Origin of the sequence: Pseudomonas sp. PDM24 (genome assembly GCF_019218905.1) — a bacterium.
Taxonomy (GTDB): domain Bacteria; phylum Pseudomonadota; class Gammaproteobacteria; order Pseudomonadales; family Pseudomonadaceae; genus Aquipseudomonas.
In genome coordinates, this window is record NZ_JAHUWR010000001.1 from 136,516 (window position 1) to 161,266 (window position 24,751).

Here is a 24,751-nt window from a genome sequence, read left to right on the forward strand (position 1 = left end):
AGGGCGACGTTTATTCGTTGTTTGTCGGCGCCCCTCGATTCCTTGCGAGCGGTGGTATTGGGCTGTTTATTATTGGGAAGCCGTAATGATTGGCATAAAGAGCATTGCGAGCTACGTTCCTGTAGCCGGCGTGGACAATTACGCACAAGGTGCAAAATTCGAAAAGGATGAAGAATTCATCCTGGGTAAAATCGGTTCGGCCTTCCTGCCGCGCAAAGATGCGGGGCAAGAAACTTCGGACCTGTGTGTCGAAGCAGTCAACGCGCTGTTCGCCAACAATCCCGATTTGAAGCGTGAAGCCATCGACGTGCTGATCGTCGTCACCCAGAACGGTGACGAAGAAGGTCTGCCGCACACTGCTGCCATTGTTCAGGACAAACTGGGCCTGCCGACGACCGTGGCAGCGTTCGATATTTCCCTGGGCTGCTCGGGTTACGTCTACGGCATCTACGCCATCAAGGGCTTCATGGAAGCCGCGGGCCTGAAGAATGGCCTGCTGGTGACCGCCGATCCGTACTCGAAGATCGTCGACCCGGAAGACCGCAACACCACCATGCTGTTCGGCGATGCCGCCACCGCCACCTGGATGGGCGAAGACGCTCCATGGCAGCTGGGCAAGGCCAAGTTCGGCACTGACGGTTCCGGCGCGCCGCACCTGAAGGTTTCCGACGGGGTGTTCTTCATGAACGGCCGTCAGGTCTTCAACTTCGCGCTGCTCAAAGTGCCCGCGCATTTGCATGAGCTGCTCGGCGACTCGGGCCTGACGGCTGACGATATCGATGCCTTCTGCATTCATCAGGGCAGCGCGGCGATTGTCGACGCGGTGGCGCGACGCTTCGAGGGCGAGCCTGAGAAGTTCATCAAGGACATGGTCGAAACCGGTAATACCGTGTCGTCGAGCATTCCGTTGCTGCTGGAAAAACACGTGCTCGATTCCAAGTGGAAGCGTGTGGCGCTCAGCGGTTTCGGTGTTGGTTTGTCCTGGGGGTCGGCGATCATCTATCGTCCTTGAGCTTCTAAAAGCCAGGCACAAAAAAAGCGTTCAAGGTGTAACCTTGAACGCTATTTTTTTGCCCGAATGAAAAGCGAGGCTCCATGAGCGAGTTCTTTGAGCGCAACGTCGAGGTCATCCAGCGTCGCTGGCCGGCCGTGGCTGAGCGTTTGCTGACTGAAGATCCGGGCCCGTTGCAGGCCGATCTGGTGGAAGGCCTGGGCTCGACCCTGAGCATCAACGGCATTCAGTTGACCAGTCGCCATGACCGCAATCGCGAGGCCAGGCTTCAGGCCGACAGCCTGCCCATTGACAGTCCGGTGGTGCATGTCTACGGCACCGGGCTTGGCGATCTGCAGATAGAGCTTCTGCAGCGCGACGGGCTCGAGCGTTTATACGTACACATCCTCAACGGCGCGGTGTTTGCGCTGGTGCTGCAACTGCTCGATCAACAGCAGTGGCTCAGCGATCCGCGAGTTGAATTGTTATATGCCGGCGATCTGGCAGAAATTCAGCTGCCGTTCTTTGCCTTGCCGTCCGAGCTGGTGCTGGCCGATGACTTCAATGCCAAGATCCGCGATCGCCTGATCAGCGAAACCCACCTGGCGTTCAATAATCGCGAGTTCGACCCTCAGGCTCCGGACATCGTCGAACGCTTGCAGGCGAGTCTGGAACTGGTGCAGGGCGATCGAGATGTGGCCGAGTTATTCGGCTGGCGCAAAGGGCAGGAGGTGTTCGTCATTGCCACGGGCCCGAGCCTTGAGCAGCATTTCGAGACCTTGCTCGCGATTCGTAATCAGGCCGAACGGCCGTTGTTCATCTGTGTCGATACGGCTTACCGACCACTGATCGATCACGGGATCCGACCTGATGTGGTGGTCAGCATCGACCAGCGCATCTCGGCTCGGCATCTACCCTATGAAGGCACGACCGATATCATCCTGGCGTATATGCCCATGGTCGATCCCCTGGTGCTTGAAGCCTGGCAGGGACCGCGCTATGCCAGTTACTCCGCCAGCCCGATTTACCAGCAGATGCGTCGGCAACAGCCCAAAGGCGAACTGTATGTCGGCGGTAGCGTGATTCATCCCGCGGTAGACCTTGCGGTGAAGATGGGCGCAGCACAGATCACCTTGTTCGGTGCCGACTTTGCCTTTCCCAATGACAAGACCCATGCGGGCTGGAACGATGGCGATCTGGGACCGCAACTGGGCGCCGCCAAGCATTGGGTGCTCGATGGTAACGGTCAACGCATCAAGACCCAGCTCAATTTTCGCAGTTACCTGTGTGAGCTGGAGCGCTTTATCGCAGGGCATCCTCAGGTGCGCTTCTATAACAGCAGCCGGGCAGGCGCGATGATTGCCGGTACGGCTTTTCATCCGGAGTGGGTGTCATGAGCGGGCTTGAATCCTTTGTCGTCGACTCTGAGCAATGTGCAACATTGTTCCGTTTGGGACGTGATGTAGAAGCCGGGCTGGCGATGATCGAGCTGATCGTTGCGGTGCAACCGTCCTTTGATCTGACGCCGCAGGTGGTTCAGCAGCAGTGGGTGCTGTTGCTCGGCCAGATGCTCGAATGCCAGGAGGCGCAAAATTGGCTGGCGCTGGCGGACTATCTGGAATACGAACTGGTCCAGTTGCTGCGCGACAGTCTGTCCATTTAAACAATTTCCCTTCTGCCGGTGCAGGCGAGTCCTCGCCAGTCTGTCACCGGCATTTCCCTGACGTCATTTTTTCGCTGCTTGAACACAGCCAAGCCCTTGATTTGCGGAGGGTGGCAACGTGATGGCAAATATTTTTCAAAATCCCCTAAAGCAAGTTCCAATCCCGACGATAACTATTACGAAGGTTCTCTAGGCCATACCCGGCGGTTGCCAGGGCCGGAAGCCGCAGTACCCAACCAACGAGGAATTCGTCATGGCTTTAACAGTAAACACCAACGTCACATCGTTGAACGTTCAGAAAAACCTGAACCGCGCTTCCGACGCTCTGTCGACGTCGATGACTCGCCTGTCTTCCGGCCTGAAAATCAACAGCGCTAAAGACGACGCCGCCGGCCTGCAAATCGCTACCCGTATGACTTCGCAGATCCGCGGTCAGACCATGGCTATCAAAAACGCCAACGACGGTATCTCGATCGCTCAGACCGCTGAAGGCGCGATGCAAGAATCGACTAACATTCTGCAGCGTATGCGTGAACTGGCTGTTCAATCGCGAAACGACTCGAACGGTACTGCTGACCGTGCTGCTCTGAACAAAGAATTCGCTTCGATGTCGGACGAGCTGACTCGTATCGCCAAGTCGACCAACCTGAACGGCAAGAACCTGATCGACGGCACCGCTGGCACCATGACCTTCCAGGTTGGTTCCAACACCGGCGCTACCAACCAGATCACTCTGACCCTGGACAGCGGCTTCGACGCAGCTACCCTGTCGGTTGACTCGGCTACCGTTCAGATCACTGGTAACAACTCGGCAACCGCCGAAGCTTCGATGAACAACGCGCTGACCAAAATCGACGCCGCTCTGGCCAAGATCAACTCCAGCCGTGCTGACCTCGGTGCTGCGCAAAACCGTCTGTCCAGCACCATCTCCAACCTGCAGAACATCAACGAAAACGCCAGTGCTGCACTGGGTCGCGTACAAGATACCGACTTCGCTGCTGAAACTGCACAGCTGACCAAGCAACAAACTCTGCAACAAGCTTCGACCGCAGTTCTGGCTCAGGCCAACCAACTGCCATCCGCTGTACTGAAACTGCTTCAGTAATAGCTGATGCGTTTTGGCGGGGGAGTGCGCTTGTCGCGCTCTCTCGCTTTTTACTTTAAGAGGTGATGGACATGGATATGAGCGTCAAGCTGAACTTGTCTTATCCTGCGGCCAAGCAGGCGACGACTGTTGCCGACAAGCCGGCGGAGAAGCCTCGAGCGGTAGTTGCTCCAGTAGCTGTCGTCAAGGAAGAAGGTAAGGGCGAACAGACCGAGCAGGACAAACTGAAGATGGCTGTTCAGGAAATTGAAAAATTCGTTCAGTCGGTCAAGCGCAACCTGGAATTCTCGATCGACGAGCCTTCGGGCAAAGTGGTCGTCAAAGTCATTGCCAGCGAATCCGGTGAGGTGATCCGACAGATCCCCAACGAAGAAGTCCTGAAACTGGCCAATAGTTTGAATGATGCAAGCAGCCTGTTGTTCAGCGCTAAAGTCTGACAACTGGCACGAATTTTGTTGCTATGTTCTTTTGGGCGTTGTAGTGGTCAAAAGGCCGGCGACACACTGAAGGGAGTTTCACATGGCAAGTCCAATTCTACCGGGCACAGGTTTAGGTTCCGGCCTTGATACCGGTGCTATCGTTAAAGCCTTGGTGAACGCCGATAAAGCGGCCAAGCAAGGTCAGATCGATCGTGGAACCGCCACTAACTCGGCGAGTATTTCCGGGATTGGTACCTTGAAGTCGCTGTTGGCTACGTTCCAGAAAGCGCTTACCGATCTGGGTAGTACGACAACCCCTCAGTTCACGGGTTTTGCCGCGACGTCGTCCGATGTAAAAGTGCTGACCGCTACGTCCAGTAACGCGGCTGTCGCCGGTAACTACGTGGTCGACATCACCAGCCTGGCCACCTCCTCGAAAGTCGCCTCTGCTGCGTTTGCCGGTGGTACAACCAGTGCGATCCCTGCTGGCACGCTGACCATCACGCAAAATGGCAAAAGCTATCCGGTAACTGTGGGCGCAGGCGCCACGCTGCAATCGGTGCGTGATTCGATCAACAGCCAATACCAGTCCAGTGGCTTGAGCGCCAACATTGTGACCGACAGCTTCGGCTCGCGCCTGGTGCTGGGTTCCACGACGACTGGCGCGGGTTCCGACATTTCCGCCAGCGGTATTGCCGGTCTGGAAATCGATGGGACCGCCCCGATGGCCACCCCGCCGACTGCCACTTCTTCGGGGGCTATTGGTGCTCCGGCCCAGGACGCGGTGTTTAGCGTCGACGGCCTGGCGATGACCAGCAAGTCCAACACCATCGACAAGACGATCTCCGGGTTGAGCCTGAGTTTGCTCACCACGGGCAAGTCGACCGTCACCGTGGCGTCCAACAATGATGGTCTGAAGGCGTCGATCCAGAAGTTCGTCGATGCGTACAACGCCGTCGCCAACGCTGTGACTTCGTTGACCAAGCCGTCCCTGGATGACGATGGCAAGCTGACCGTTTCCGCGGCGCTGACCGGTGATCCGCTGCCACGTTCAATTCTGGATTCCTTGCGGGGCCCGTTGTCCCAGACCGGTGCCGGCGACAAGCTGACCGTGCTTTCCCAGTTGGGTATCACCACTAACCAGAAGACCGGCGCGCTGGATTTCGACAGCACCAAGTTCAACACTGCAATGAACGACAAGAAGCTGGGCGGTGAGGTTCAGACACTGTTCACCGGTACCAACGGTCTGATTGAACGTATGAACAATGCGATCAAGCCTTACACCGAAGGTAAAACCGTCAATGGCAAAGCAGTCGACTCGATCCTGGATGCGCGCGCCAAGAGCCTCGATTCAACCAAGAAAAAGCTGAGCAATGACCAGGCAGCCCTGGATCGCCGAATCGAGACCCTGACCGCGGTACTGACCAAAAAGTACAACGACATGGACACCCTGGTCGGCAAGCTGAAAGCGACAGCCAGCAACATCACGTCGATGTTCGAAGCGATGACCGCGCAGCAGAAGAACTCCTAACACTCACAGTGCCAAAAGCCCGGCAGCGTTTTCACGCTCCGGGCTTTTTGTTTTTGAATCTAAAGTTTTTTGACGCGTCGTCGATACACTGGTTATACGAACCACAGATTTCTGATGAGGTACAACATGAATCCAATGTTAGCCCTTCGCCAATACCAGAAGATTGGCGCTCAGGCGCAAACTTCCGAAGCCAGCCCGCATCGTCTGGTGCAGATGCTGATGGAAGGCGGCCTGGATCGTATCGCCCAGGCCAAAGGCGCGATGGAGCGTAAGGATATTCCGAATAAAGGTGTTCTGATCGGTAAGGCCATCGGCATCATCGGTGGTCTGCGTGAAGGTCTGGATCTGGAAAATCAGGCCGACTCGGTGACTGAGCTGGATAACCTTTACACCTACATGATGAAACGTCTGGCTGAAGCCAATCTCAAGACCGATCCAAAAATTCTCGACGAAGTCGCCGACCTGCTTCGCACGGTCAAAGACGGTTGGGATGCCATTGCCGCGCCGGGTCCGCAGTTTTAAGGAGATCACCATGAGTCTTGTCTTGCAGCGAATCGAACAAACCCGGGATGCCCTCGTCGGTGCATTGGCCGAGCGCAACTGGGAAGCCATTGGTGAATTGGACCTGGCTTGCCGTTCCTGCATGGAAGACGTCTTGAGTGAAGCTTCGGTGGACGAGGCCGCGTTGCGCGATAACCTTGAGGAGTTGCTGGGGGTGTATAAACAGCTTCTGGAGGCGGCGACGGGGGAGCGCCAGGCGATAGTCGACGAGATGTCGCAGATCCACCAAGCGCAGAGCGCGGCAAAGGTTTACCATCTGTTTGGGTAGTTAACCCTCAGTTAATCCAAACATAGTGCGCCATAAATTTGACTGTGCACGGTTTTTTGACTTAACTAGTGGCTGGTTCCAGATTTCAGGCGTCTACAGGCATAACGTGTCTGCAAGCGTCTAGCTTGCCCCTCATTTTGGGCATTGAGTTGACTAGGGAAGTTGCTATTGCATGTGGCGTGAAACCAAAATTCTGCTGATTGATGACGATAGCGTCCGCCGCCGCGATTTGGCGGTGATTTTAAATTTTCTCGGCGAAGAAAATTTACCCTGTGGCAGCCATGACTGGCAGCAGGCTGTCGGCTCTTTGTCATCAAGTCGTGAAGTAATCTGTGTCCTCATCGGGACGGTAAATGCTCCTGGTGCACTTTTGGGCCTGTTAAAGACACTCTCAACCTGGGATGAGTTCCTTCCAGTTTTGTTAATGGGCGATAATTCTTCCATTGACTTGCCGGAAGACCAGCGTCGTCGAGTGCTTTCGACGCTCGAAATGCCACCCAGCTACAGCAAATTGCTCGACTCGTTGCACCGTGCACAGGTCTATCGCGAGATGTATGACCAGGCGCGTGAGCGCGGTCGTCACCGTGAACCCAATCTTTTCCGTAGCCTCGTCGGCACCAGCCGGGCGATTCAACACGTTCGTCAGATGATGCAGCAAGTTGCTGACACCGACGCCAGCGTGCTGATCCTCGGCGAGTCCGGGACCGGCAAGGAAGTGGTCGCGCGCAACCTGCACTACCACTCCAAGCGTCGTGATGCGCCGTTCGTGCCGGTCAACTGCGGTGCTATTCCGGCCGAGTTGCTCGAAAGCGAATTGTTCGGCCATGAGAAGGGTGCTTTCACCGGAGCGATCACCAGTCGTGCCGGGCGTTTCGAGCTGGCCAACGGCGGTACACTGTTCCTCGACGAAATCGGCGACATGCCGTTGCCGATGCAGGTCAAGCTGCTGCGCGTCTTGCAGGAACGCACCTTCGAGCGCGTGGGCAGCAACAAGACCCAAAGCGTCGATGTGCGGATCATTGCCGCGACCCACAAGAATCTCGAAAGCATGATCGAGATCGGCACTTTCCGCGAAGACCTCTACTATCGCTTGAACGTGTTCCCGATCGAGATGGCACCATTGCGCGAACGCGTCGAAGACATTCCGCTGCTGATGAATGAGTTGATCTCGCGCATGGAGCACGAGAAGCGCGGTTCGATCCGTTTCAATTCGGCGGCGATCATGTCGCTGTGCCGTCATGGCTGGCCGGGCAACGTTCGCGAGCTTGCCAACCTGGTGGAGCGCATGGCGATCATGCACCCGTACGGGGTGATCGGCGTGGTCGAGTTGCCGAAGAAATTCCGCTACGTCGATGACGAAGACGAGCAACTGGTCGACAGCCTGCGCAGCGATCTTGAAGAGCGGGTGGCCATTAACGGTCATACCCCGGACTTCACCGCCAATGCCTTGCTGCCACCGGAAGGCCTGGACTTGAAGGATTACCTCGGTGGTCTGGAACAAGGGCTGATCCAGCAAGCGCTGGATGATGCCAATGGCATCGTGGCGCGGGCGGCAGAACGGCTGCGGATTCGTCGTACCACGCTGGTGGAGAAGATGCGCAAGTACGGCATGAGTCGTCGTGACGGTGATGAACAGGCGGATGATTGACGCCTGTTTTTCAACTCCTTCATTTATAGGTGGTTTTTTTTAGGCACGGGTATTGCTACATCCCTCGCAACGTTCCGTTTAACTGACGGTCAACCACGCGAGAGAGCCCGATGCCCCAAGCCGCCCAGATGTCTCCTGCCCTTGATGCTTCGGGGCAACCGTCGTCCGTAGAGCAGGCAAGCCGGCTTGGCCTTGAGCAGGCATTTGCGCTGTTCAGCCAGATGTCGAGCCAATTGACCGATTCCTACAGCATGCTCGAAGCCCGGGTCACCGAGCTCAAGGGCGAGCTGGCGGTGGTCAGTGCTCAGCGCATGCAGGAGCTGGCGGAAAAAGAACGCCTGGCCAACCGTCTGCAAAATCTCCTCGATCTGTTGCCCGGCGGTGTCATCGTCATCGACGCCCAAGGCATCGTGCGCGAAGCAAATCCCGCCGCGAGTGAACTGCTCGGGCTGCCCCTCGAAGGCGAGCTGTGGCGTCATGTGATTGCTCGATGCTTTGCACCGCGCGAGGACGACGGTCACGAAATATCCCTTAAGGACGGTCGACGTCTATCGATCGCCACGCGTTCGCTGGACGCCGAGCCCGGTCAGTTGGTGCTGCTCAACGACCTGACTGAAACCCGTCATCTGCAAGATCAACTGGCTCGCCATGAACGCCTGTCGTCTCTGGGGCGTATGGTCGCCTCGTTGGCTCATCAGATTCGCACGCCATTGTCCGCTGCGTTGCTCTACGCCAGTCATTTGACTGAGCAGCAGTTGCCGGTCGAGACCCAGCAACGTTTTGCCGGGCGCCTGAAAGAGCGTCTGCATGAACTCGAACACCAGGTTCGCGACATGCTGGTGTTCGCCCGCGGCGAGCTGCCGCTGACCGATCGCGTGACCCCCAGGATGCTGATGCAGTCGCTGCAAGCGGCAGCGCTGACTCACGTTCAGGACTTGCCGATTCGCTGGCAGTGCGACAGTCATGCCGGTGAGTTGTTGTGTAATCGCGACACCTTGGTCGGGGCGATCCTCAACCTGATCGAGAATGCCATCCAGGCCAGCGCCGGCGATGTTCGTTTGAAGGTTCACCTGTATACCCGCGACAACAACCTGCGCTTGTGCATCAGCGACAGCGGCAGCGGTATCGACACGAAGGTACTGGCGCGTTTGGGTGAACCGTTTTTCACCACTAAAACCACCGGCACCGGCCTGGGCCTGACCGTGGTCAAGGCAGTCGCCCGTGCCCATCAGGGAGAATTGCAGTTGCGCTCGCGGCCGGGTCGCGGCACCTGCGCGCAGGTGATCTTGCCGCTTTTTTCTGGTGAACAACCCAGCGCTCAGGGAGCGAAGTGAAGGACATGGCCATCAAGGTTTTACTGGTCGAGGATGACCGCGCGCTACGGGAAGCATTGGCCGATACGCTGCTGCTTGCCGGGCACGATTACACGGCGGTCGGTTCGGCGGAAGAGGCGCTGGTTGCGGTCGGCACCGAGGTATTTAACCTGGTGCTCAGCGACGTCAATATGCCGGGCATGGATGGTCATCAATTGCTTGGATTGCTGCGGGCTCGTCAGCCGCAACTGCCTGTATTACTGATGACCGCTCACGGTGCGGTCGAACGCGCAGTCGACGCCATGCGTCAGGGCGCGGCGGATTATCTGGTCAAGCCATTCGAGCCCAAAGCCTTGCTCGACCTGGTGGCGCGGCACGCACTGGGCAATCTGGGCGCGACCGAGGGCGAAGGGCCTGTGGCATTCGAGCCCGCCAGTGCGCAATTGCTGGAACTGGCTGCGCGGGTGGCACGCAGTGACTCCACGGTGTTGATCTCCGGTGAGTCCGGGACCGGCAAGGAAGTGCTGGCGCGTTACATCCATCAGCATTCTCATCGCGCCAGTCAGCCATTCATTGCGATCAACTGCGCAGCGATCCCGGACAACATGCTCGAAGCCACCTTGTTCGGTCACGAAAAGGGCTCGTTCACGGGCGCCATTGCGGCGCAGGCCGGCAAGTTTGAGCAGGCCGATGGCGGCACGATTCTGCTCGATGAAATCTCCGAAATGCCCCTCGGCCTTCAAGCCAAATTACTGCGTGTATTGCAAGAGCGTGAAGTCGAGCGAGTCGGCGCACGCAAGCCGATCGTGCTGGATATTCGAGTGGTGGCTACCACCAACCGTGACCTTGCCGCCGAAGTGACGGCGGGGCGTTTTCGCGAAGATCTTTACTATCGCCTTTCGGTGTTCCCGCTGGCCTGGCGTCCGCTGCGCGAGCGCACCGCCGATATCCTGCCGCTGGCCGAGCGACTGTTGGCCAAGTACGTCAATAAAATGAAGCATGCCGCGGCGAAGCTCTCGCCCGAGGCGCAAGTTTGCCTGATCGCTTATCCGTGGCCGGGCAACGTCCGTGAGCTGGATAACGCGATCCAGCGAGCCATGATTCTGCAGCAGGGCGGTTTGATCCAGCCGCAGGATTTTTGCCTGACCGGGCCTGTGGCGTGTGCGCCGTTGCCGCCATTGGCGTCGCCCCCCACACGTACGGTGGACGTCGAAGCTGAATCGGCGGGCGCCCTCGGCGATGACCTGCGGCGCCGTGAATTTCAGATGATCATCGACACTTTGCGTTCCGAGCGTGGCCGTCGCAAAGAAGCCGCCGAGCGACTGGGCATCAGCCCGCGCACCTTGCGCTACAAGCTGGCGCAAATGCGTGACGCCGGTATGGATGTGGAAGGCTACTTGTTCGCCACCTGAAAGTTGACGCAGCAACACCGATCCAAATGTGGGAGCGGCGGTGCGACGATTCGACTTGCTCGCGAAAGCTGTAAACCAGCCAGCATCTCTGTTGAATGGGAAACCGTATTCGCGAGCAAGCCCGCTCCCACATTTGTTTTGCGGTGGTTCAAGGTTGAGCAAGATCCGGAAGGCTTTTGTTTAAAGCGATCACCGAGCTGGCACCCTTGTTGCTAACACCTCACTACCCGCCGAGTGAGTGTCAAAAAATTGCGGGTAGCCAAAGACGTAGCTTCGTCAAAGAGAGAAACCATGAGCCAAGGTATTGAATTCAATCGGTTGATGCTGGATATGCGCTCCATGCAAATGGATGCCATGTCTGCGCCGAAATCGACTGCCGCAGTCCCTGAATTGGGTGGCAGCAGCTTTTCCGACATGCTCGGTCAGGCCGTCAATAAAGTGAACGACACCCAGCAGGCGTCAAATCAGTTGGCCAGTGCTTTCGAGATCGGTAAAAGCGGCGTCGATCTGACGGACGTGATGATTTCCTCGCAGAAGGCCAGCGTGTCTTTTCAAGCGTTGACCCAAGTGCGTAACAAGCTGGTTCAGGCATACCAAGACATCATGCAGATGCCGGTTTAAGGACGAGATTGAGTCATGGCAGAAGCAATCGCCGATAATGTTCCGGCCAAGGCCACTCCAATAGACGGCAAACAGCCGCTGTTCGGGTTGTCCTTCCTGGAAAACCTCTCCGAGATGACCATGCTGCGTCAGGTGGGCCTGTTGGTCGGCCTGGCCGCGAGCGTGGCGATTGGTTTTGCCGTGGTGTTGTGGTCCCAGCAGCCAGACTACCGGCCTCTGTACGGCAGCCTTGCCGGTATGGACGCCAAGCAGGTCATGGAAACCCTGGCCGCAGCCGACATCCCCTATACCGTTGAACCGAACTCCGGTGCCTTGCTGGTCAAGGCCGATGACCTGTCCCGTGCGCGGCTCAAGCTCGCGGGCGCTGGTGTCACTCCCAGCGACGGCAACATCGGTTTTGAGATCCTCGACAAGGAGCAGGGGCTGGGCACTAGCCAGTTCATGGAAGCGACCCGTTATCGTCGCGGCCTCGAAGGCGAACTGGCCCGGACCATTTCCAGCCTGAACAACGTCAAGGGTGCCCGCGTGCACCTGGCGATTCCGAAAAGTTCGGTGTTCGTGCGTGACGAGCGTAAGCCCAGCGCTTCGGTTCTGGTTGAACTCTATTCCGGTCGCTCGCTGGAGCCGGGCCAGGTCGTCGCTATCATCAATCTGGTTGCTACCAGCGTTCCTGAACTGAGCAAGTCGCAGATCACAGTGGTCGATCAGAAGGGCAACCTGCTGTCGGATCAGGCGGAAAACTCCGAACTGACCATGGCCGGCAAGCAATTCGATTACAGCCGTCGCATGGAAAGCATGCTGACCCAGCGTGTACACAACATCCTGCAACCGGTGTTGGGTAATGATCGCTATAAAGCCGAAGTGTCGGCTGATGTGGATTTCAGCGCCGTCGAGTCGACTTCCGAGCAATTCAACCCGGATCAGCCGGCGTTGCGCAGTGAGCAATCGGTCAACGAACAGCGCACCGCCAGCAATGGCCCGCAAGGTGTGCCGGGTGCCCTGAGCAACCAGCCTCCATCGCCAGCCTCGGCGCCGCAAACCACCGGTGGCGCCACCGCGTCGGCCGGGATGGTGCAACCAGGCCAGCCATTGCTCGATGCCAACGGTCAGCAAATCATGGACCCGGCCACCGGCCAGCCGATGCTGGCGCCGTACCCGGCGGACAAGCGTCAACAATCCACCAAGAACTTCGAACTCGACCGTTCCATCAGTCACACCAAACAGCAGCAGGGCCGTTTGAATCGCCTGTCGGTGTCGGTGGTGGTGGATGATCAGCTCAAGGTCAACGCGGTCAACGGCGAAACGACTCGCGCGCCGTGGAGCGCCGATGAATTGGCGCGCTTCACGCGTCTGGTACAGGACGCGGTCGGTTTCGACGCCAGCCGTGGCGACAGCGTCAGTGTGATCAACATGCCGTTCTCCGCCGAGCGCGGTGAAGTGATTGCCGAGATTCCATTCTATTCCCAGCCGTGGTTCTGGGACATCGTCAAGCAAGTGCTGGGTGTGTTGTTCATCCTGGTGCTGGTGTTCGGTGTGCTGCGTCCGGTGCTCAACAACATCACCGGTGGCGGCAAAGACAAGCAACTCGCAGGCCTGGGCAGCGACGTGGAGCTCGGAGGCATGGGCGGCCTGGACGGCGAACTGTCCAGCGACCGCGTCAGCCTTGGTGGCCCGACCAGCATCCTGCTGCCGAGCCCGAGCGAAGGCTATGACGCACAGTTGAACGCAATCAAGAGTCTGGTGGCAGAAGATCCGGGTCGCGTGGCCCAGGTCGTGAAAGAGTGGATTAACGCAGATGAGTGATAACCGAGTCGTTGCCGCCAAACTGACCAAGGTCGACAAAGCCGCGATTCTGCTGCTGTCCCTCGGTTCCACCGATGCTGCGCAAGTGCTGCGCCACATGGGGCCCAAAGAGGTCCAGCGTGTGGGCGTGGCGATGGCCCAGATGGGCAACGTGCACCGTGAGCAGGTCGAACAGGTGATGAGCGAGTTCGTCGACATCGTCGGCGACCAGACCAGCCTGGGTGTCGGCTCCGATGACTACGTGCGCAAAATGCTCACTCAGGCACTGGGCGAAGACAAGGCCAACGGCCTGATCGACCGGATCCTGCTGGGCGGCAACACCAGTGGCCTCGACAGCCTGAAGTGGATGGAGCCGCGCGCCGTCGCCGACGTGATCCGTTACGAGCACCCGCAGATCCAGGCCATCGTGGTCGCCTACCTCGACCCGGATCAGGCCGGTGAAGTGCTGGGCAACTTCGACCACAAGGTCCGGTTGGACATCATCCTGCGGGTGTCTTCGTTGAACACCGTGCAACCGGCAGCCCTGAAAGAACTCAACCAGATTCTCGAGAAGCAGTTCTCCGGCAACTCGAATGCCTCGCGCACCACCCTGGGTGGCATCAAGCGTGCGGCCGACATCATGAACTTCCTCGACAGCTCGATCGAAGGTCAGCTGATGGACTCGATCCGCGAAGTCGACGAAGACCTGTCCGGTCAGATCGAAGACCTCATGTTCGTGTTCAACAACCTGTCCGATGTCGACGACCGTGGCATTCAGGCGCTGTTGCGCGAAGTGTCCTCGGACGTCCTGGTGTTGGCCCTCAAGGGTTCGGACGAAGGCGTCAAGGAAAAGATCTTCAAGAACATGTCCAAACGGGCGGCCGAACTGTTGCGCGACGACCTCGAGGCCAAAGGCCCGGTGCGCGTCAGCGACGTGGAAACCGCACAGAAAGAAATCCTCACCATTGCCCGCCGTATGGCCGAAGCCGGAGAAATCGTTCTCGGCGGGAAGGGCGGCGAAGAGATGATCTAAGGTCACTATGTCGTCCAAACATGATGAGTCCAATACCGACCTGATCCGTGCCAAGGACGTCGGTGGTTTCGACATCTGGTCGTTGCCCAGCTTCGACCCGTTTGTGCCAGAACCCGAGCCGGAACCGGAACCCGAACCGCCGGAAATGGAAGAAGTGCCGCTGGAAGAAGTCCAGCCACTGACCCTCGAAGAGCTCGAGAGCATTCGCCAGGAGGCCTACAACGAAGGCTTCGCCGTTGGCGAAAAAGAAGGTTTCCACAGCACCACGCTCAAGGTCCGTCAGGAAGCCGAAGTGGCCCTGACGGCCAAGATCGCGGGCCTGGAACAACTGATGGCCAACCTGTTCGAGCCGATTGCCGAGCAGGACACGCAGATCGAAAAGTCGCTGGTTGACCTCGTGCAGCACATCACCAGGCAAGTGATTCAGCGCGAACTGGCCATCGACTCGACGCAGATCGAACACGTCATGCGCGAAGCGCTCAAGCTTTTGCCGCTGGGTGTGGGCAATGTGCGGCTGTACATCAATCCGCAGGATTTCGAACAGGTCAAAGCCCTGCGCGAGCGCCATGAAGAAACCTGGCGCATTGTCGAGGACGAGTGCTTGTTGCCGGGCGGCTGCCGGGTCGAGACCGAACACAGCCGCATCGACGCCACCATCGAAACCCGTGTTACCCAGGTCATGGCCAAGCTGTTCGATCAATTGCACGATCAGGCGCTGCACCCGGCCGCGCCGGACCTGAGCCTGGAACTGCCAATCGACGAAAAACCCGCGGTTACACCGGTCGAGCCGACACTGGACGATCCCGATGCGCCTTGATCGCACCAGCTTTGCCAAGCGCCTCGGCAGCTACGCCGAGGCCACGGAGCTTGCCAGTGCGCCGATCCTCGAAGGTCGCCTGCTGCGCATGGTCGGCCTGACCCTCGAGGCCGAAGGCTTGCGCGCCGCCATGGGCAGCCGCTGCATGGTCATCAACGATGACAGTTATCACCCGGTGCAGGTTGAAGCCGAGGTCATGGGTTTCTCTGGCAGCAAAGTCTTTCTGATGCCAGTTGGCAGCGTCGCCGGCATCGCCCCCGGTGCCCGTGTGGTTCCCCTGGCTGATACCGGTCGCTTGCCCATGGGCATGAGCATGCTCGGGCGGGTGCTCGATGGCGCCGGGCGTGCGCTGGATGGCAAGGGTGGCATGAAGGCAGAAGATTGGGTGCCGATGGACGGCCCGACTATCAACCCGCTCAAGCGCGAACCGATCAGCGAGCCACTGGACGTGGGCATTCGCTGCATCAACGGTTTGTTGACGGTGGGTCGCGGTCAGCGGCTCGGGCTGTTCGCCGGTACTGGCGTGGGCAAGAGTGTGCTGCTGGGCATGATGACCCGCTTTACCGAGGCCGACATCATCGTCGTCGGGCTGATCGGTGAGCGGGGTCGTGAAGTCAAAGAGTTCATCGAGCACATCCTCGGTGAAGAAGGCCTCAAGCGTTCGGTGGTGGTGGCGTCACCAGCGGACGACGCACCACTGATGCGTCTGCGCGCGGCCATGTACTGCACGCGAATCGCCGAGTATTTTCGCGACAAGGGCAAGAACGTCCTGTTGCTCATGGATTCCCTGACCCGTTTCGCCCAGGCCCAGCGGGAAATCGCCCTGGCCATCGGCGAACCTCCAGCGACCAAGGGCTATCCGCCGTCAGTGTTCGCCAAGTTGCCGAAACTGGTGGAGCGTGCCGGTAACGCTGAAAAGGGCGGCGGTTCGATCACTGCGTTCTACACGGTATTGTCCGAAGGCGACGATCAGCAAGACCCGATCGCCGACTCGGCGCGGGGTGTGCTCGACGGACACATCGTGCTGTCCCGGCGTCTGGCCGAGGAAGGGCATTACCCGGCCATCGATATCGAAGCCTCCATCAGCCGGGTCATGCCGTCGGTGGTGGGCATCAAGCACATGAACCACGCGCAGACGTTCAAGCAATACTGGTCGCGCTATCAGCAGAGCCGCGACTTGATCAGTGTCGGCGCCTATGTGTCTGGCGGTGATCGGGAAACCGATACTGCGATCAGTCTGCAACCGGCCATGAGCATGTACCTGCGCCAGGGCTTGAACGACAACATCAGCATGGGCGCCAGCGAGAACCATCTCGCTTCGATCTTTGCGCCAGCGCCGGGCGGTTAACCCGTCATGGCCTCGAGCCGCGCAGCACGTCTGGCGCCTGTGGTGGAAATGGCTGAAAAGGCCGAAAAGACCGCGGTCCTGCGCCTGGGGCACTTTCAGGGCCAGGTTCGCCTGGCGGAAAGCAAACTCGCCGACCTGGAAAACTTCCGCCTCGAATACCAGGAACAATGGATCGTACGCGGCAGTAGCGGCGTGTCGGGCCAATGGTTGCTGGGTTATCAGGGTTTTCTCGCGCAATTGGGCACGGCCATCGACCAGCAGCGTCAGAGCCTGAACTGGCACCAAAATAACCTGAACAAATCCCGGGAAGCCTGGCAGCAGGCGTTTGCCCGGGTCGAAGGCTTGCGCAAACTGGTTCAGCGCTACAGGGATGAAGCGCGGCAACTGGAAGACAAGCGCGAGCAGAAGCTGCTCGATGAGCTGTCCCAGCGCTTGCCGCGTCACGATCCGTATTGAAGACCGCGTTATCGTTCTTCGCGGGCAAGCCTCGCTCCTACAGAGGCAGTGTCGAGCGCAACGGTGTGTTCGACCATTTTTCGTAGGAGCGAGGCTTGCCCGCGAAGTCGATTTCACAAACCGAACAACTCTTCAGCCTTGCTCCAGCCCCCATCAGGTGCTAAACCTTGTACACGTACGTTCGTTCGCCAATGACAAGGAAGCCGTGAAATGTCAGTCGTTACAGAAGTATCTCAAGATGGAAAAAAGCTGACGATTTCGATCGAGGGACGATTCGATTTCGGTCGGCATCAGGAGTTTCGCGAGTGCTACGAAAAACTCAGCAGTAAACCCGATTCCATTGTGGTGGACCTCAAAAAAGCCACTTATCTCGACAGCTCTGCGCTGGGCATGCTGCTCTTGCTGCGTGATCACGCCGGTGGCGACACCTCCGATATTCGCGTCGTCAACAGCAGTTCCGATGTGAAGAAAATCCTCGCCATCTCCAATTTCGACAAACTGTTCGACATCAGTTGACCGTCATGCAGTCGCTCGAACCGCTGACGATTCTGATCGCCGAAGACAGCGCGGCCGATCGCATGCTGCTGTCGACTATCGTCCGGCGCCAGGGCCATGAAGTGCTGACGGCCGCCAACGGCGCCGAAGCGGTCGAAGTATTTCGCTCGCAACGACCGCATCTGGTACTGATGGACGCCATGATGCCGGTGATGGACGGTTTCGAGGCGGCGCAGCAGATCAAGGCGCTGGCCGGCGAAACCCTGGTGCCGATCATCTTTTTGACGTCGCTGACCGAAAGCGAAGCCCTGGCTCGTTGTCTGGAGGCCGGGGGCGACGATTTTCTGGCAAAGCCTTACAACCAGGTGATCCTCGCGGCCAAGGTCAAGGCGATGGACCGCTTGCGACGTTTGCAAGCCACGGTGCTGGAGCAGCGCGACCTGATTGCCAGGCACCACGATTACCTGCTCAATGAACAACGGGTAGCCAAAGCCGTGTTCGACAAGGTCGCCCACTCCGGTTGCCTGAATGCACCGAACATCCGTTACCTGCAATCGCCCTATGCGCTGTTCAATGGCGATCTGTTGCTGGCCGCGTTCACTCCGGCTGGCGACATGCATGTGCTGCTCGGTGATTTTACCGGCCATGGTTTGCCGGCCGCTGTCGGTGCCATGCCGTTGGCCGAAGTCTTCTATGGCATGACGGCCAAGGGTTACGGTTTGTCCGAAACCCTGCGCGAGATGAACGCCAAGCTCAAACGTATTCTGCCGGTGGACATGTTCTGCTGTGCGGCGCTGCTGTGCCTGAGCTTTCAGCGAGGGTCGGTGGAGGTCTGGAACGGCGGAATGCCGGACGGTTACCTGCACAGTATCGCCAGTGGCGAACGCACGGCGCTGACGGCACGGCACTTGCCGCTGGGCGTACTGAGCTCGCAAACCTTCGATGATCGCACCGAGGTGTTCCCGATGGCCGTCGGCGATCGGGTGTTCCTGTTGTCCGATGGGGTGATCGATACCTGTGATGCCAATGAGCAGTTGTTTGGCGTAGAGCGGCTGGAGCAAGTGTTTGCAACCAATCGTCAGCCCGATGCACTGTTTGAAGAGATCGAGCAGGCACTGCGGGATTTTCGTGGCGAGGCTCGTGATGACGTGAGCATGGTCGAGGTCCGCCTGCTGGAGGCCGCGCAACTGAGCCCTCCGGCACCGGTGTATTCCGACAGCGGCCAGTCGTGCCCGCTGGACTGGTCGGTGAGTTTCGAGTTCCGCGCCGCCACCCTCAAGCGCTTCAATCCGCTGCCGTACTTGTTGCAGTTGCTGCTTGAGGTGCATGGTCTGCGGGCTCAGAGTGGCGCACTCTACAGTGTGCTGGCAGAGCTTTATTCCAATGCTCTGGAGCATGGCGTGTTGGGCCTGGATTCGAGTTTGAAACGCGATGCGGCAGGTTTTGCGCGTTATTATCAGCAGCGCAATGCACGCCTGGACGAGTTGCGCGATGGCTATGTGCGGGTGCATTTGCAGGTGACGCCAAAAGGCGAGGGCGGTTGCCTGGTGGTGCGGGTCGAAGACAGTGGCAAAGGCTTCGATGTGGCGCGGGTCATGGCGCGTCCCGTCGATGACGTCCGTCTGTCAGGACGTGGGGTCAATTTGATCCGCCAGTTGAGCGATCATGCGACCTGGTCCGATAATGGAAGAAGTGCTCGCGTGGAGTTTTTCTGGGAGGCTCTGGCATAATGCCAGGCATTCTTGATCAAGGAGTGAACAAGTGGACGACACACATCTGGACCGCGACGTGCTGAGCGCGTTGCAGGAAGTGATGGAGGACGGGTATCCAGAATTGCTCGATACCTTTCTCGCCGATTCCGAAGAGCGTTTACGCGTCCTGCGAAAGGCCGAGGACGCCGCGCAGCTTATGAATGCTGCCCATAGTTTCAAAGGTAGCAGCAGCAACATGGGCGCCAGTTATCTGGCCAAGCTGTGCGGTGAGCTGGAGCAGCGTGCCAAAGAAAAGAGTCTCGTCGGCATTGAGCGGCTCATTGATGACATTGACGGCGAATTCGCTATTGTCCGACCGCTCTACGAAGCGGAACGCCAGCGTTCCCAGGCTGAACCAGCATCCGTCCGGCGTTTTTAGCAGCCAGCGAACAAAGCTGGCTCGACCCTTGCAGTTAACTTGCTCAACTGTACCTACGATCCCAGTGCAGCGGAGACCGTTTTATGCCCGTTACCCCAAACATCCTTCTTCAGGCCGCCACGACGGCCAAGGCTCAAGCCGCGTCCGCCAATGCACCGGCGCTGACGGCCGAGCCCGGGGACAAGGCCTCCAGCTTCGCTCAGGTCTATGCCAATCAGGCGCAGAATAAACCCTCCGCCATGGCGGACGGCTCGGCTAAACCCGCGCGCGACAAAGTCTCGGACAGCGTCGGCAAAAAGGACGTGAGCAACGACGAGTCTGCCGCCCCGGTACCGACGGTTGCCGATAGCGGCAAATCCTTGCCCGCCGATAAACCGGCGCAGGCTGACGACAAGACGGCCAGCGATGACGCGTCGGATACGGCCGAGGCGTCGACGCCGGTGGCCGATACCGCGCCTGTCGATCCGGCCCTCGATCCTGCGTTGGTGGTGCAGCCGGTGTTGCCAGCTCCTGTGCTGGAAACGCCAACAGTTGTGGCCACTGCGCAATCACAAGTTGAGGCACCTGTCGCTGCCGTCGTTACTGCGGCTGCGGCACAGACTGTTGCAACCATCGATCCGGATTTCGATCCCGAAGCCGATCCTCTCGATGCGCTGCCAGCCGTGCGCATGGCCATGGAGCAGGGCGGGCACGTTTCGCCCGCCAGCCAGGCCCAGCCAAAAGCGGCACCGACCTCGGCTCAAGTCGACGGCGAGCCAACTTCGGCACAGAACTTTGCCACGGGCATGGCGGGCATGCTCGATGTGCAAGCCGATCAGGACAGCACCAGCCAGGGCGGCGAGAAGGCTTTCAGTGGCCTGATCGATGACGGCCTCAAGGATCTCAAGTCCGCCAGCAGCGATACCCGTGTCGATGATTTCGCCAACCGTCTGGCGGCATTGACCCAGGCGGCAACGCCGAAGACTGCCAATGCATTACCGGTAAACCAGCCAATCGCCATGCATCAGAGCGGTTGGACCGAAGAGGTGGTCAACCGGGTCATGTACCTGTCCAGCGCCAATCTCAAGGCGGCCGACATTCAGTTGCAGCCGGCCGAGCTGGGGCGCCTGGATATTCGGGTGAACATGGTTCCGGATCAGCAGACCCAGGTGACCTTCATGAGTGCCCATCCAAGCGTTCGTGAAGCGCTCGACGGGCAAATGCATCGCCTGCGTGACATGTTCGCGCAACAGGGCATGGGCCAGGTCGACGTCAACGTTTCCGATCAGTCCCGTGGCTGGCAGGGGCAGGGTCAGGAGCAGGCTCAACAGGGGCAGGGTGGGCGTGCCAACGCCAATGGCGGTCGACTCGATTCTGTCGATGAAGAGCTTCCTGCGACTGTCGCTGAAGTAGCCGCCAACACAACCAGCGTGATTGGCTCCAGCGCCGTCGACTACTACGCCTGATCAAACGCAATACCCCTGTAGGAGCGAGGCTTGCCCGCGAAGAACGATAACGCGGTTTAACCGATAAACCGCGTTATCGTTCTTCGCGGGCAAGCCTCGCTCCTACGGTTCCTTCGATCTAAGCCTGCGCCTCTACTCCCTCCCGACACTTCTGGCATAACACTTGCTCTTGCCTTGCCGTGCGACTGTGAAAACCCGAATAGTGACGGATTATTGGCATGGCTAAGAGCGACGCAGCACCAGTGAAAGACCCCGCAACCAAAGGCAAAATCAAGCTGATCATTGTGATCGTCGTGGCCCTGTTGCTGGCGATCGGCTTGTCCGTGGGGGCGACCTGGTTCTTCATGCACAGCGCCCAGAGCAAGCCTGCCCCTGCGGCTGAAACGGCGGTGATCGGCAAGCAGCCAGCGATATTCGAGCCCATGGCGCCGGCTTTCGTGGCCAACTACAACCAGAACGGTCGCCAGCGCTACATGCAGGTGAGCATCACCCTGCAGGGCCGCAATCAGGCCGATCTGGAAGCGCTCAAAGTCCACATGCCGGTGATTCGCAATAACCTGGTGATGCTGTTTTCCGGTCAGGATTTCGCCACGCTGGCGACTCCGGTCGGCCAGGAAATGTTGCGTCAGAAGGCCACGGCCAGCGTCCAGGAAGTGGCGCAGAAAGAGCTTGGCAAAGTGGTGATCGAACAGTTGCTTTTCACTAATTTCGTACTGCAGTAGGAACACGACATGGCCGTGCAGGACCTGCTGTCCCAGGATGAGATCGATGCGCTGTTGCATGGCGTCGACGATGGTCTGGTACAGACCGATAACGCTGCCGAACCCGGCAGCGTCAAAAGCTACGACCTGACCAGCCAGGATCGCATCGTCCGTGGACGCATGCCGACCCTGGAAATGATCAACGAGCGTTTCGCCCGCTACACCCGCATCAGCATGTTCAACATGCTGCGCCGCTCGGCGGACGTTGCCGTCGGTGGCGTGCAGGTGATGAAGTTCGGCGAATACGTGCACTCGCTGTACGTGCCGACCAGCCTCAACCTGGTCAAGATCAAACCGCTGCGCGGCACCGCACTGTTCATCCTCGACGCCAAACTGGTGTTCAAGCTGGTGGACAACTTCTTCGGCGGCGATGGCCGTCACGCGAAGATCGAAGGGCGTGAATTCACCCCCACCGAACTGCGTGTGGTGCGCATGGTGCTGGAACAGGCCTTCGTCGATTTGAAGGAAGCCTGGCAGGCGATCATGGAAGTGAACTTCGAGTACATCAACTCGGAAGTGAACCCGGCCATGGCCAACATCGTCGGCCCGAGCGAAGCGGTCGTAGTGTCGACGTTCCACATTGAACTCGATGGTGGTGGCGGCGACCTGCACGTGACCATGCCGTACTCGATGATCGAGCCGGTGCGCGAGATGCTCGACGCCGGCTTCCAGTCGGACCTCGACGATCAGGATGAGCGCTGGATCAACGCCTTGCGCCAGGACGTGCTGGACGTTGATGTGCCTATCGGTGCCACCGTGGCCCGCCGTCAGCTGCGCCTTCGCGACATCCTGCACATGCAGCCCGGGGACATTATTCCGGTCGAGATGCCGGAAGAAATGATCATGCGCGCCAACGGCGTACCGGCCTTCAAGGTCAAGATGGGCTCGCACAAGGGCAACCTCGCGTTGCAAGTGATCGAGCCGATCGAGCGCCGCTGACCGGCGCTCCACCCCCCCCCCTTTAATTGACTGCTCTTGATTGAGCAGGTGCCCGCCGAGGACAAATGATGAACGACGATATGAACGCCCAGGACGACCAGGCACTGGCTGATGAGTGGGCTGCGGCCCTGGAAGAGACCGGTGACGCCGGGCAGGACGATATCGATGCCTTGCTGGCCGCCGACGCCGCCGGTTCGCCGTCCAACCGTCTGCCGATGGAAGAGTTTGGCAGCGTGCCGAGGAACAACGATCCGGTGACGCTGGACGGTCCGAACCTGGACGTGATCCTCGATATTCCGGTGTCGATTTCCATGGAAGTCGGCAGCACCGATATCAACATCCGTAACCTGCTGCAACTCAACCAGGGTTCGGTGATCGAGCTTGACCGTCTGGCCGGCGAGCCGCTGGACGTGCTGGTCAACGGCACGCTCATCGCCCACGGTGAAGTGGTGGTGGTCAACGAAAAGTTCGGCATCCGCCTGACCGACGTGATCAGCCCAAGCGAACGCATCAAGAAGCTGCGCTGAGTGAAAAAGGTTCTGGGTTTTGTGCTGGGGTTAGCGCTGGCCTTGCCGTTCAGCGCGTTGGCGGCCGAGCCGGTAACGACAGCTGCGACAGCGGTTGCCACGCCGGCCGTCAGCAGCGGTGTGGCGGGGCAATTGACGCAATTGGTATTCGGCTTGGTGCTGGTGCTGGGGTTGATCTTCTTCCTCGCCTGGCTGCTGCGCCGGGTCCAGCAGGCCGGGCCGGCCGGCAAGGGGCAGGTGATCGAGCTGATCGGTTCGCGCGCGCTGGGTCCCCGGGACCGTTTGATGCTGGTGCAGGTCGGCAACGAACAGATTCTGCTCGGCCTGAGTCCCGGCAACATCACCGCGTTGCATGTGCTCAAGGAACCGGTGCAAGTGCCGAGCGGGACTGAAAAAGCGACCCCAGAGTTTGCCCAGCGCCTGTTGGAGTTGTTGGGCAAGGACCACAAGGATAAGAAGTAATGGGTGCGTTACGCATCGTCTTGACGCTGGCCCTGATGCTGGCCGCGCCGCTGGCGTTCGCCGCCGATCCGTTGTCGATCCCGGCAATCACCTTGGGCACTAACGCCGAAGGCGCTCAGGAATACTCGGTCAGCCTGCAAATTCTGCTGATCATGACTGCGCTGAGTTTCATCCCGGCGTTCGTCATGCTGATGACCAGTTTCACCCGGATCATCATCGTGTTCTCGATCCTGCGGCAGGCCCTGGGCTTGCAGCAGACACCGTCGAACCAGATCCTCACCGGCATGGCGTTGTTCCTCACCATGTTCATCATGGCGCCGGTGTTCGATCGGGTGAATCAGGATGCCTTGCAGCCGTATCTGGCGGAGAAACTCACCGCTCAGGATGCCGTGACCAAGGCCCAGGTGCCGATCAAGGACTTCATGCTGGCCCAGACTCGCAGCAGCGATCTGGAACTGTTCATGCGCTTGTCCAAGCGCACTGACATTGCTTCGCCTGATCAGGCGCCACTGACGATTCTGGTGCCGGCGTTCGTGACCTCTGAGCTGAAAACCGCGTTCCAGATCGGCTTCATGATCTTCATCCCGTTCCTGATCATCGATCTTGTGGTGGCTAGCGTGTTGATGGCGATGGGTATGATGATGCTCTCGCCACTGATCATTTCCCTGCCGTTCAAAATCATGTTGTTTGTGCTGGTGGATGGCTGGGCGTTGATCATCGGTACCTTGGCCAGCAGCTTTGGCGGCGTTTCACCATGACGCCGGAAGTGGCCGTAGATATCTTTCGTGAAGCGCTGTGGCTGACCACCATGATGGTCGCCGTGCTGGTGATTCCCAGCTTGCTGGTGGGTTTGTTGGTGGCGATGTTCCAGGCCGCCACCCAGATCAACGAACAGACCCTGAGCTTCCTGCCGCGCCTGCTGGTGATGCTGGTGACGCTGATCGTTGCCGGTCCGTGGCTGGTGCAGACTTTCATGGAATACATCCTGCAGCTGTACGGCAGTATTCCTCAGGTCATCGGTTAA

27 protein-coding genes are annotated in these 24,751 nt (G+C 58.9%); all 27 read left to right on the plus strand.

The genetic code is table 11. The features are described 5' to 3' along the window. The first annotated feature begins 85 nt into the window (after nucleotides 1-85). Nucleotides 86-1,012, plus strand: a complete 927-nt coding sequence (locus KW837_RS00615) for a ketoacyl-ACP synthase III (RefSeq protein ID WP_192345706.1) — start codon at nucleotides 86-88, stop codon at nucleotides 1,010-1,012. 83 nt (nucleotides 1,013-1,095) lie between these two features. Continuing rightward, complete coding sequence (locus tag KW837_RS00620; protein WP_218394176.1) at nucleotides 1,096-2,388, plus strand: motility associated factor glycosyltransferase family protein; 1,293 nt, start codon at nucleotides 1,096-1,098, stop codon at nucleotides 2,386-2,388. Further along, nucleotides 2,385-2,654 carry a hypothetical protein gene (locus KW837_RS00625; protein ID WP_218394177.1) on the plus strand — a complete coding sequence of 90 codons (270 nt, stop codon included), beginning with the start codon at nucleotides 2,385-2,387 and terminating at the stop codon, nucleotides 2,652-2,654. The genes KW837_RS00620 and KW837_RS00625 overlap by 4 nt, the downstream gene beginning before the upstream one ends. A gap of 253 nt (nucleotides 2,655-2,907) precedes the next feature. Then, a complete protein-coding gene (locus tag KW837_RS00630) occupies nucleotides 2,908-3,759 on the plus strand; it encodes a flagellin domain-containing protein (RefSeq protein ID WP_008072599.1) in 852 nt (283 codons plus the stop codon). 71 nt (nucleotides 3,760-3,830) lie between these two features. Then, entirely contained in the window at nucleotides 3,831-4,196 is a 366-nt protein-coding gene (locus KW837_RS00635; protein WP_218394178.1) for a flagellar protein FlaG, read from the plus strand. Between the two features lie 82 nt (nucleotides 4,197-4,278). Beyond that, the gene (fliD, locus tag KW837_RS00640) at nucleotides 4,279-5,709 is read left to right on the plus strand and encodes a flagellar filament capping protein FliD (RefSeq protein WP_218394179.1); all 1,431 of its coding nucleotides are present in this window, start codon (nucleotides 4,279-4,281) and stop codon (nucleotides 5,707-5,709) included. Nucleotides 5,710-5,835: 126 nt separating this feature from the next. Further along, nucleotides 5,836-6,231: a flagellar export chaperone FliS gene (gene fliS, locus KW837_RS00645; protein ID WP_123496026.1), complete on the plus strand. Its 396-nt coding sequence runs from the start codon at nucleotides 5,836-5,838 to the stop codon at nucleotides 6,229-6,231. A 10-nt stretch (nucleotides 6,232-6,241) separates the two neighbouring features. After that, entirely contained in the window at nucleotides 6,242-6,538 is a 297-nt protein-coding gene (locus KW837_RS00650; protein WP_008006639.1) for a hypothetical protein, read from the plus strand. Nucleotides 6,539-6,710: 172 nt separating this feature from the next. After that, nucleotides 6,711-8,186 carry a sigma-54 dependent transcriptional regulator gene (locus tag KW837_RS00655; protein ID WP_007894189.1) on the plus strand — a complete coding sequence of 492 codons (1,476 nt, stop codon included), beginning with the start codon at nucleotides 6,711-6,713 and terminating at the stop codon, nucleotides 8,184-8,186. Nucleotides 8,187-8,314: 128 nt separating this feature from the next. Then, a complete protein-coding gene (locus tag KW837_RS00660) occupies nucleotides 8,315-9,520 on the plus strand; it encodes a PAS domain-containing sensor histidine kinase (protein ID WP_218395134.1) in 1,206 nt (401 codons plus the stop codon). A 5-nt stretch (nucleotides 9,521-9,525) separates the two neighbouring features. Then, a complete protein-coding gene (locus KW837_RS00665; protein WP_218394180.1) occupies nucleotides 9,526-10,911 on the plus strand; it encodes a sigma-54 dependent transcriptional regulator in 1,386 nt (461 codons plus the stop codon). 291 nt (nucleotides 10,912-11,202) lie between these two features. Further along, a complete protein-coding gene (gene fliE / locus KW837_RS00670; protein WP_008072611.1) occupies nucleotides 11,203-11,532 on the plus strand; it encodes a flagellar hook-basal body complex protein FliE in 330 nt (109 codons plus the stop codon). 15 nt (nucleotides 11,533-11,547) lie between these two features. Further along, on the plus strand, nucleotides 11,548-13,335 hold the full coding sequence (gene fliF / locus KW837_RS00675; protein WP_218394181.1) for a flagellar basal-body MS-ring/collar protein FliF: 1,788 nt from the start codon (nucleotides 11,548-11,550) through the stop codon (nucleotides 13,333-13,335). Continuing rightward, a complete protein-coding gene (fliG, locus tag KW837_RS00680; protein WP_109628582.1) occupies nucleotides 13,328-14,347 on the plus strand; it encodes a flagellar motor switch protein FliG in 1,020 nt (339 codons plus the stop codon). Before fliF ends, fliG begins: the two co-directional genes overlap by 8 nt. Nucleotides 14,348-14,354: 7 nt before the next feature. Continuing rightward, entirely contained in the window at nucleotides 14,355-15,164 is an 810-nt protein-coding gene (fliH, locus tag KW837_RS00685; RefSeq protein ID WP_218394182.1) for a flagellar assembly protein FliH, read from the plus strand. Beyond that, nucleotides 15,154-16,512 carry a flagellar protein export ATPase FliI gene (gene fliI / locus KW837_RS00690; RefSeq protein WP_218394183.1) on the plus strand — a complete coding sequence of 453 codons (1,359 nt, stop codon included), beginning with the start codon at nucleotides 15,154-15,156 and terminating at the stop codon, nucleotides 16,510-16,512. The genes fliH and fliI overlap by 11 nt, the downstream gene beginning before the upstream one ends. 6 nt (nucleotides 16,513-16,518) lie before the next feature. Beyond that, a complete protein-coding gene (fliJ, locus tag KW837_RS00695; RefSeq protein WP_218394184.1) occupies nucleotides 16,519-16,968 on the plus strand; it encodes a flagellar export protein FliJ in 450 nt (149 codons plus the stop codon). A gap of 210 nt (nucleotides 16,969-17,178) precedes the next feature. After that, nucleotides 17,179-17,484: an STAS domain-containing protein gene (locus KW837_RS00700; RefSeq protein ID WP_218394185.1), complete on the plus strand. Its 306-nt coding sequence runs from the start codon at nucleotides 17,179-17,181 to the stop codon at nucleotides 17,482-17,484. A 5-nt stretch (nucleotides 17,485-17,489) separates the two neighbouring features. Further along, nucleotides 17,490-19,193: a fused response regulator/phosphatase gene (locus KW837_RS00705; RefSeq protein ID WP_218394186.1), complete on the plus strand. Its 1,704-nt coding sequence runs from the start codon at nucleotides 17,490-17,492 to the stop codon at nucleotides 19,191-19,193. Between the two features lie 31 nt (nucleotides 19,194-19,224). Next, on the plus strand, nucleotides 19,225-19,593 hold the full coding sequence (locus KW837_RS00710) for an Hpt domain-containing protein (RefSeq protein WP_218394187.1): 369 nt from the start codon (nucleotides 19,225-19,227) through the stop codon (nucleotides 19,591-19,593). 83 nt (nucleotides 19,594-19,676) lie between these two features. Beyond that, entirely contained in the window at nucleotides 19,677-21,038 is a 1,362-nt protein-coding gene (locus KW837_RS00715; RefSeq protein ID WP_218394188.1) for a flagellar hook-length control protein FliK, read from the plus strand. A 218-nt stretch (nucleotides 21,039-21,256) separates the two neighbouring features. Beyond that, complete coding sequence (gene fliL / locus KW837_RS00720; protein WP_008072628.1) at nucleotides 21,257-21,760, plus strand: flagellar basal body-associated protein FliL; 504 nt, start codon at nucleotides 21,257-21,259, stop codon at nucleotides 21,758-21,760. A gap of 9 nt (nucleotides 21,761-21,769) precedes the next feature. Then, on the plus strand, nucleotides 21,770-22,738 hold the full coding sequence (gene fliM, locus KW837_RS00725; protein WP_008072629.1) for a flagellar motor switch protein FliM: 969 nt from the start codon (nucleotides 21,770-21,772) through the stop codon (nucleotides 22,736-22,738). A gap of 68 nt (nucleotides 22,739-22,806) precedes the next feature. Next, on the plus strand, nucleotides 22,807-23,265 hold the full coding sequence (gene fliN / locus KW837_RS00730; RefSeq protein WP_008072631.1) for a flagellar motor switch protein FliN: 459 nt from the start codon (nucleotides 22,807-22,809) through the stop codon (nucleotides 23,263-23,265). Beyond that, nucleotides 23,266-23,727, plus strand: coding sequence for a flagellar biosynthetic protein FliO (fliO, locus tag KW837_RS00735; protein WP_218394189.1), 462 nt, complete (start codon nucleotides 23,266-23,268; stop codon nucleotides 23,725-23,727). It begins immediately after the preceding gene. After that, nucleotides 23,727-24,485, plus strand: a complete 759-nt coding sequence (gene fliP, locus KW837_RS00740; RefSeq protein ID WP_030130550.1) for a flagellar type III secretion system pore protein FliP — start codon at nucleotides 23,727-23,729, stop codon at nucleotides 24,483-24,485. Before fliO ends, fliP begins: the two co-directional genes overlap by 1 nt. Next, nucleotides 24,482-24,751 carry a flagellar biosynthesis protein FliQ gene (gene fliQ / locus KW837_RS00745; protein WP_007948918.1) on the plus strand — a complete coding sequence of 90 codons (270 nt, stop codon included), beginning with the start codon at nucleotides 24,482-24,484 and terminating at the stop codon, nucleotides 24,749-24,751. Before fliP ends, fliQ begins: the two co-directional genes overlap by 4 nt.

What these genes read in the sequence shown, in the direction of transcription:
- fliM (WP_008072629.1), top strand. Translation starts at nt 21,770, where the DNA reads ATGGCCGTGCAGGACCTGCTGTCCCAGGATGAGATCGATGCGCTGTTG.
- KW837_RS00620 (WP_218394176.1), top strand. Translation starts at nt 1,096, where the DNA reads ATGAGCGAGTTCTTTGAGCGCAACGTCGAGGTCATCCAGCGTCGCTGG.
- fliD (WP_218394179.1), top strand. Translation starts at nt 4,279, where the DNA reads ATGGCAAGTCCAATTCTACCGGGCACAGGTTTAGGTTCCGGCCTTGAT.
- KW837_RS00630 (WP_008072599.1), top strand. Translation starts at nt 2,908, where the DNA reads ATGGCTTTAACAGTAAACACCAACGTCACATCGTTGAACGTTCAGAAA.
- KW837_RS00655 (WP_007894189.1), top strand. Translation starts at nt 6,711, where the DNA reads ATGTGGCGTGAAACCAAAATTCTGCTGATTGATGACGATAGCGTCCGC.
- fliG (WP_109628582.1), top strand. Translation starts at nt 13,328, where the DNA reads ATGAGTGATAACCGAGTCGTTGCCGCCAAACTGACCAAGGTCGACAAA.
- fliN (WP_008072631.1), top strand. Translation starts at nt 22,807, where the DNA reads ATGAACGACGATATGAACGCCCAGGACGACCAGGCACTGGCTGATGAG.
- KW837_RS00625 (WP_218394177.1), top strand. Translation starts at nt 2,385, where the DNA reads ATGAGCGGGCTTGAATCCTTTGTCGTCGACTCTGAGCAATGTGCAACA.
- KW837_RS00700 (WP_218394185.1), top strand. Translation starts at nt 17,179, where the DNA reads ATGTCAGTCGTTACAGAAGTATCTCAAGATGGAAAAAAGCTGACGATT.
- KW837_RS00660 (WP_218395134.1), top strand. Translation starts at nt 8,315, where the DNA reads ATGTCTCCTGCCCTTGATGCTTCGGGGCAACCGTCGTCCGTAGAGCAG.
- fliI (WP_218394183.1), top strand. Translation starts at nt 15,154, where the DNA reads ATGCGCCTTGATCGCACCAGCTTTGCCAAGCGCCTCGGCAGCTACGCC.
- KW837_RS00650 (WP_008006639.1), top strand. Translation starts at nt 6,242, where the DNA reads ATGAGTCTTGTCTTGCAGCGAATCGAACAAACCCGGGATGCCCTCGTC.
- fliE (WP_008072611.1), top strand. Translation starts at nt 11,203, where the DNA reads ATGAGCCAAGGTATTGAATTCAATCGGTTGATGCTGGATATGCGCTCC.
- KW837_RS00705 (WP_218394186.1), top strand. Translation starts at nt 17,490, where the DNA reads ATGCAGTCGCTCGAACCGCTGACGATTCTGATCGCCGAAGACAGCGCG.
- KW837_RS00665 (WP_218394180.1), top strand. Translation starts at nt 9,526, where the DNA reads ATGGCCATCAAGGTTTTACTGGTCGAGGATGACCGCGCGCTACGGGAA.
- fliQ (WP_007948918.1), top strand. Translation starts at nt 24,482, where the DNA reads ATGACGCCGGAAGTGGCCGTAGATATCTTTCGTGAAGCGCTGTGGCTG.
- fliJ (WP_218394184.1), top strand. Translation starts at nt 16,519, where the DNA reads ATGGCCTCGAGCCGCGCAGCACGTCTGGCGCCTGTGGTGGAAATGGCT.
- fliS (WP_123496026.1), top strand. Translation starts at nt 5,836, where the DNA reads ATGAATCCAATGTTAGCCCTTCGCCAATACCAGAAGATTGGCGCTCAG.
- fliH (WP_218394182.1), top strand. Translation starts at nt 14,355, where the DNA reads ATGTCGTCCAAACATGATGAGTCCAATACCGACCTGATCCGTGCCAAG.
- fliL (WP_008072628.1), top strand. Translation starts at nt 21,257, where the DNA reads ATGGCTAAGAGCGACGCAGCACCAGTGAAAGACCCCGCAACCAAAGGC.
- KW837_RS00615 (WP_192345706.1), top strand. Translation starts at nt 86, where the DNA reads ATGATTGGCATAAAGAGCATTGCGAGCTACGTTCCTGTAGCCGGCGTG.
- fliF (WP_218394181.1), top strand. Translation starts at nt 11,548, where the DNA reads ATGGCAGAAGCAATCGCCGATAATGTTCCGGCCAAGGCCACTCCAATA.
- fliP (WP_030130550.1), top strand. Translation starts at nt 23,727, where the DNA reads ATGGGTGCGTTACGCATCGTCTTGACGCTGGCCCTGATGCTGGCCGCG.
- KW837_RS00715 (WP_218394188.1), top strand. Translation starts at nt 19,677, where the DNA reads ATGCCCGTTACCCCAAACATCCTTCTTCAGGCCGCCACGACGGCCAAG.
- KW837_RS00635 (WP_218394178.1), top strand. Translation starts at nt 3,831, where the DNA reads ATGGATATGAGCGTCAAGCTGAACTTGTCTTATCCTGCGGCCAAGCAG.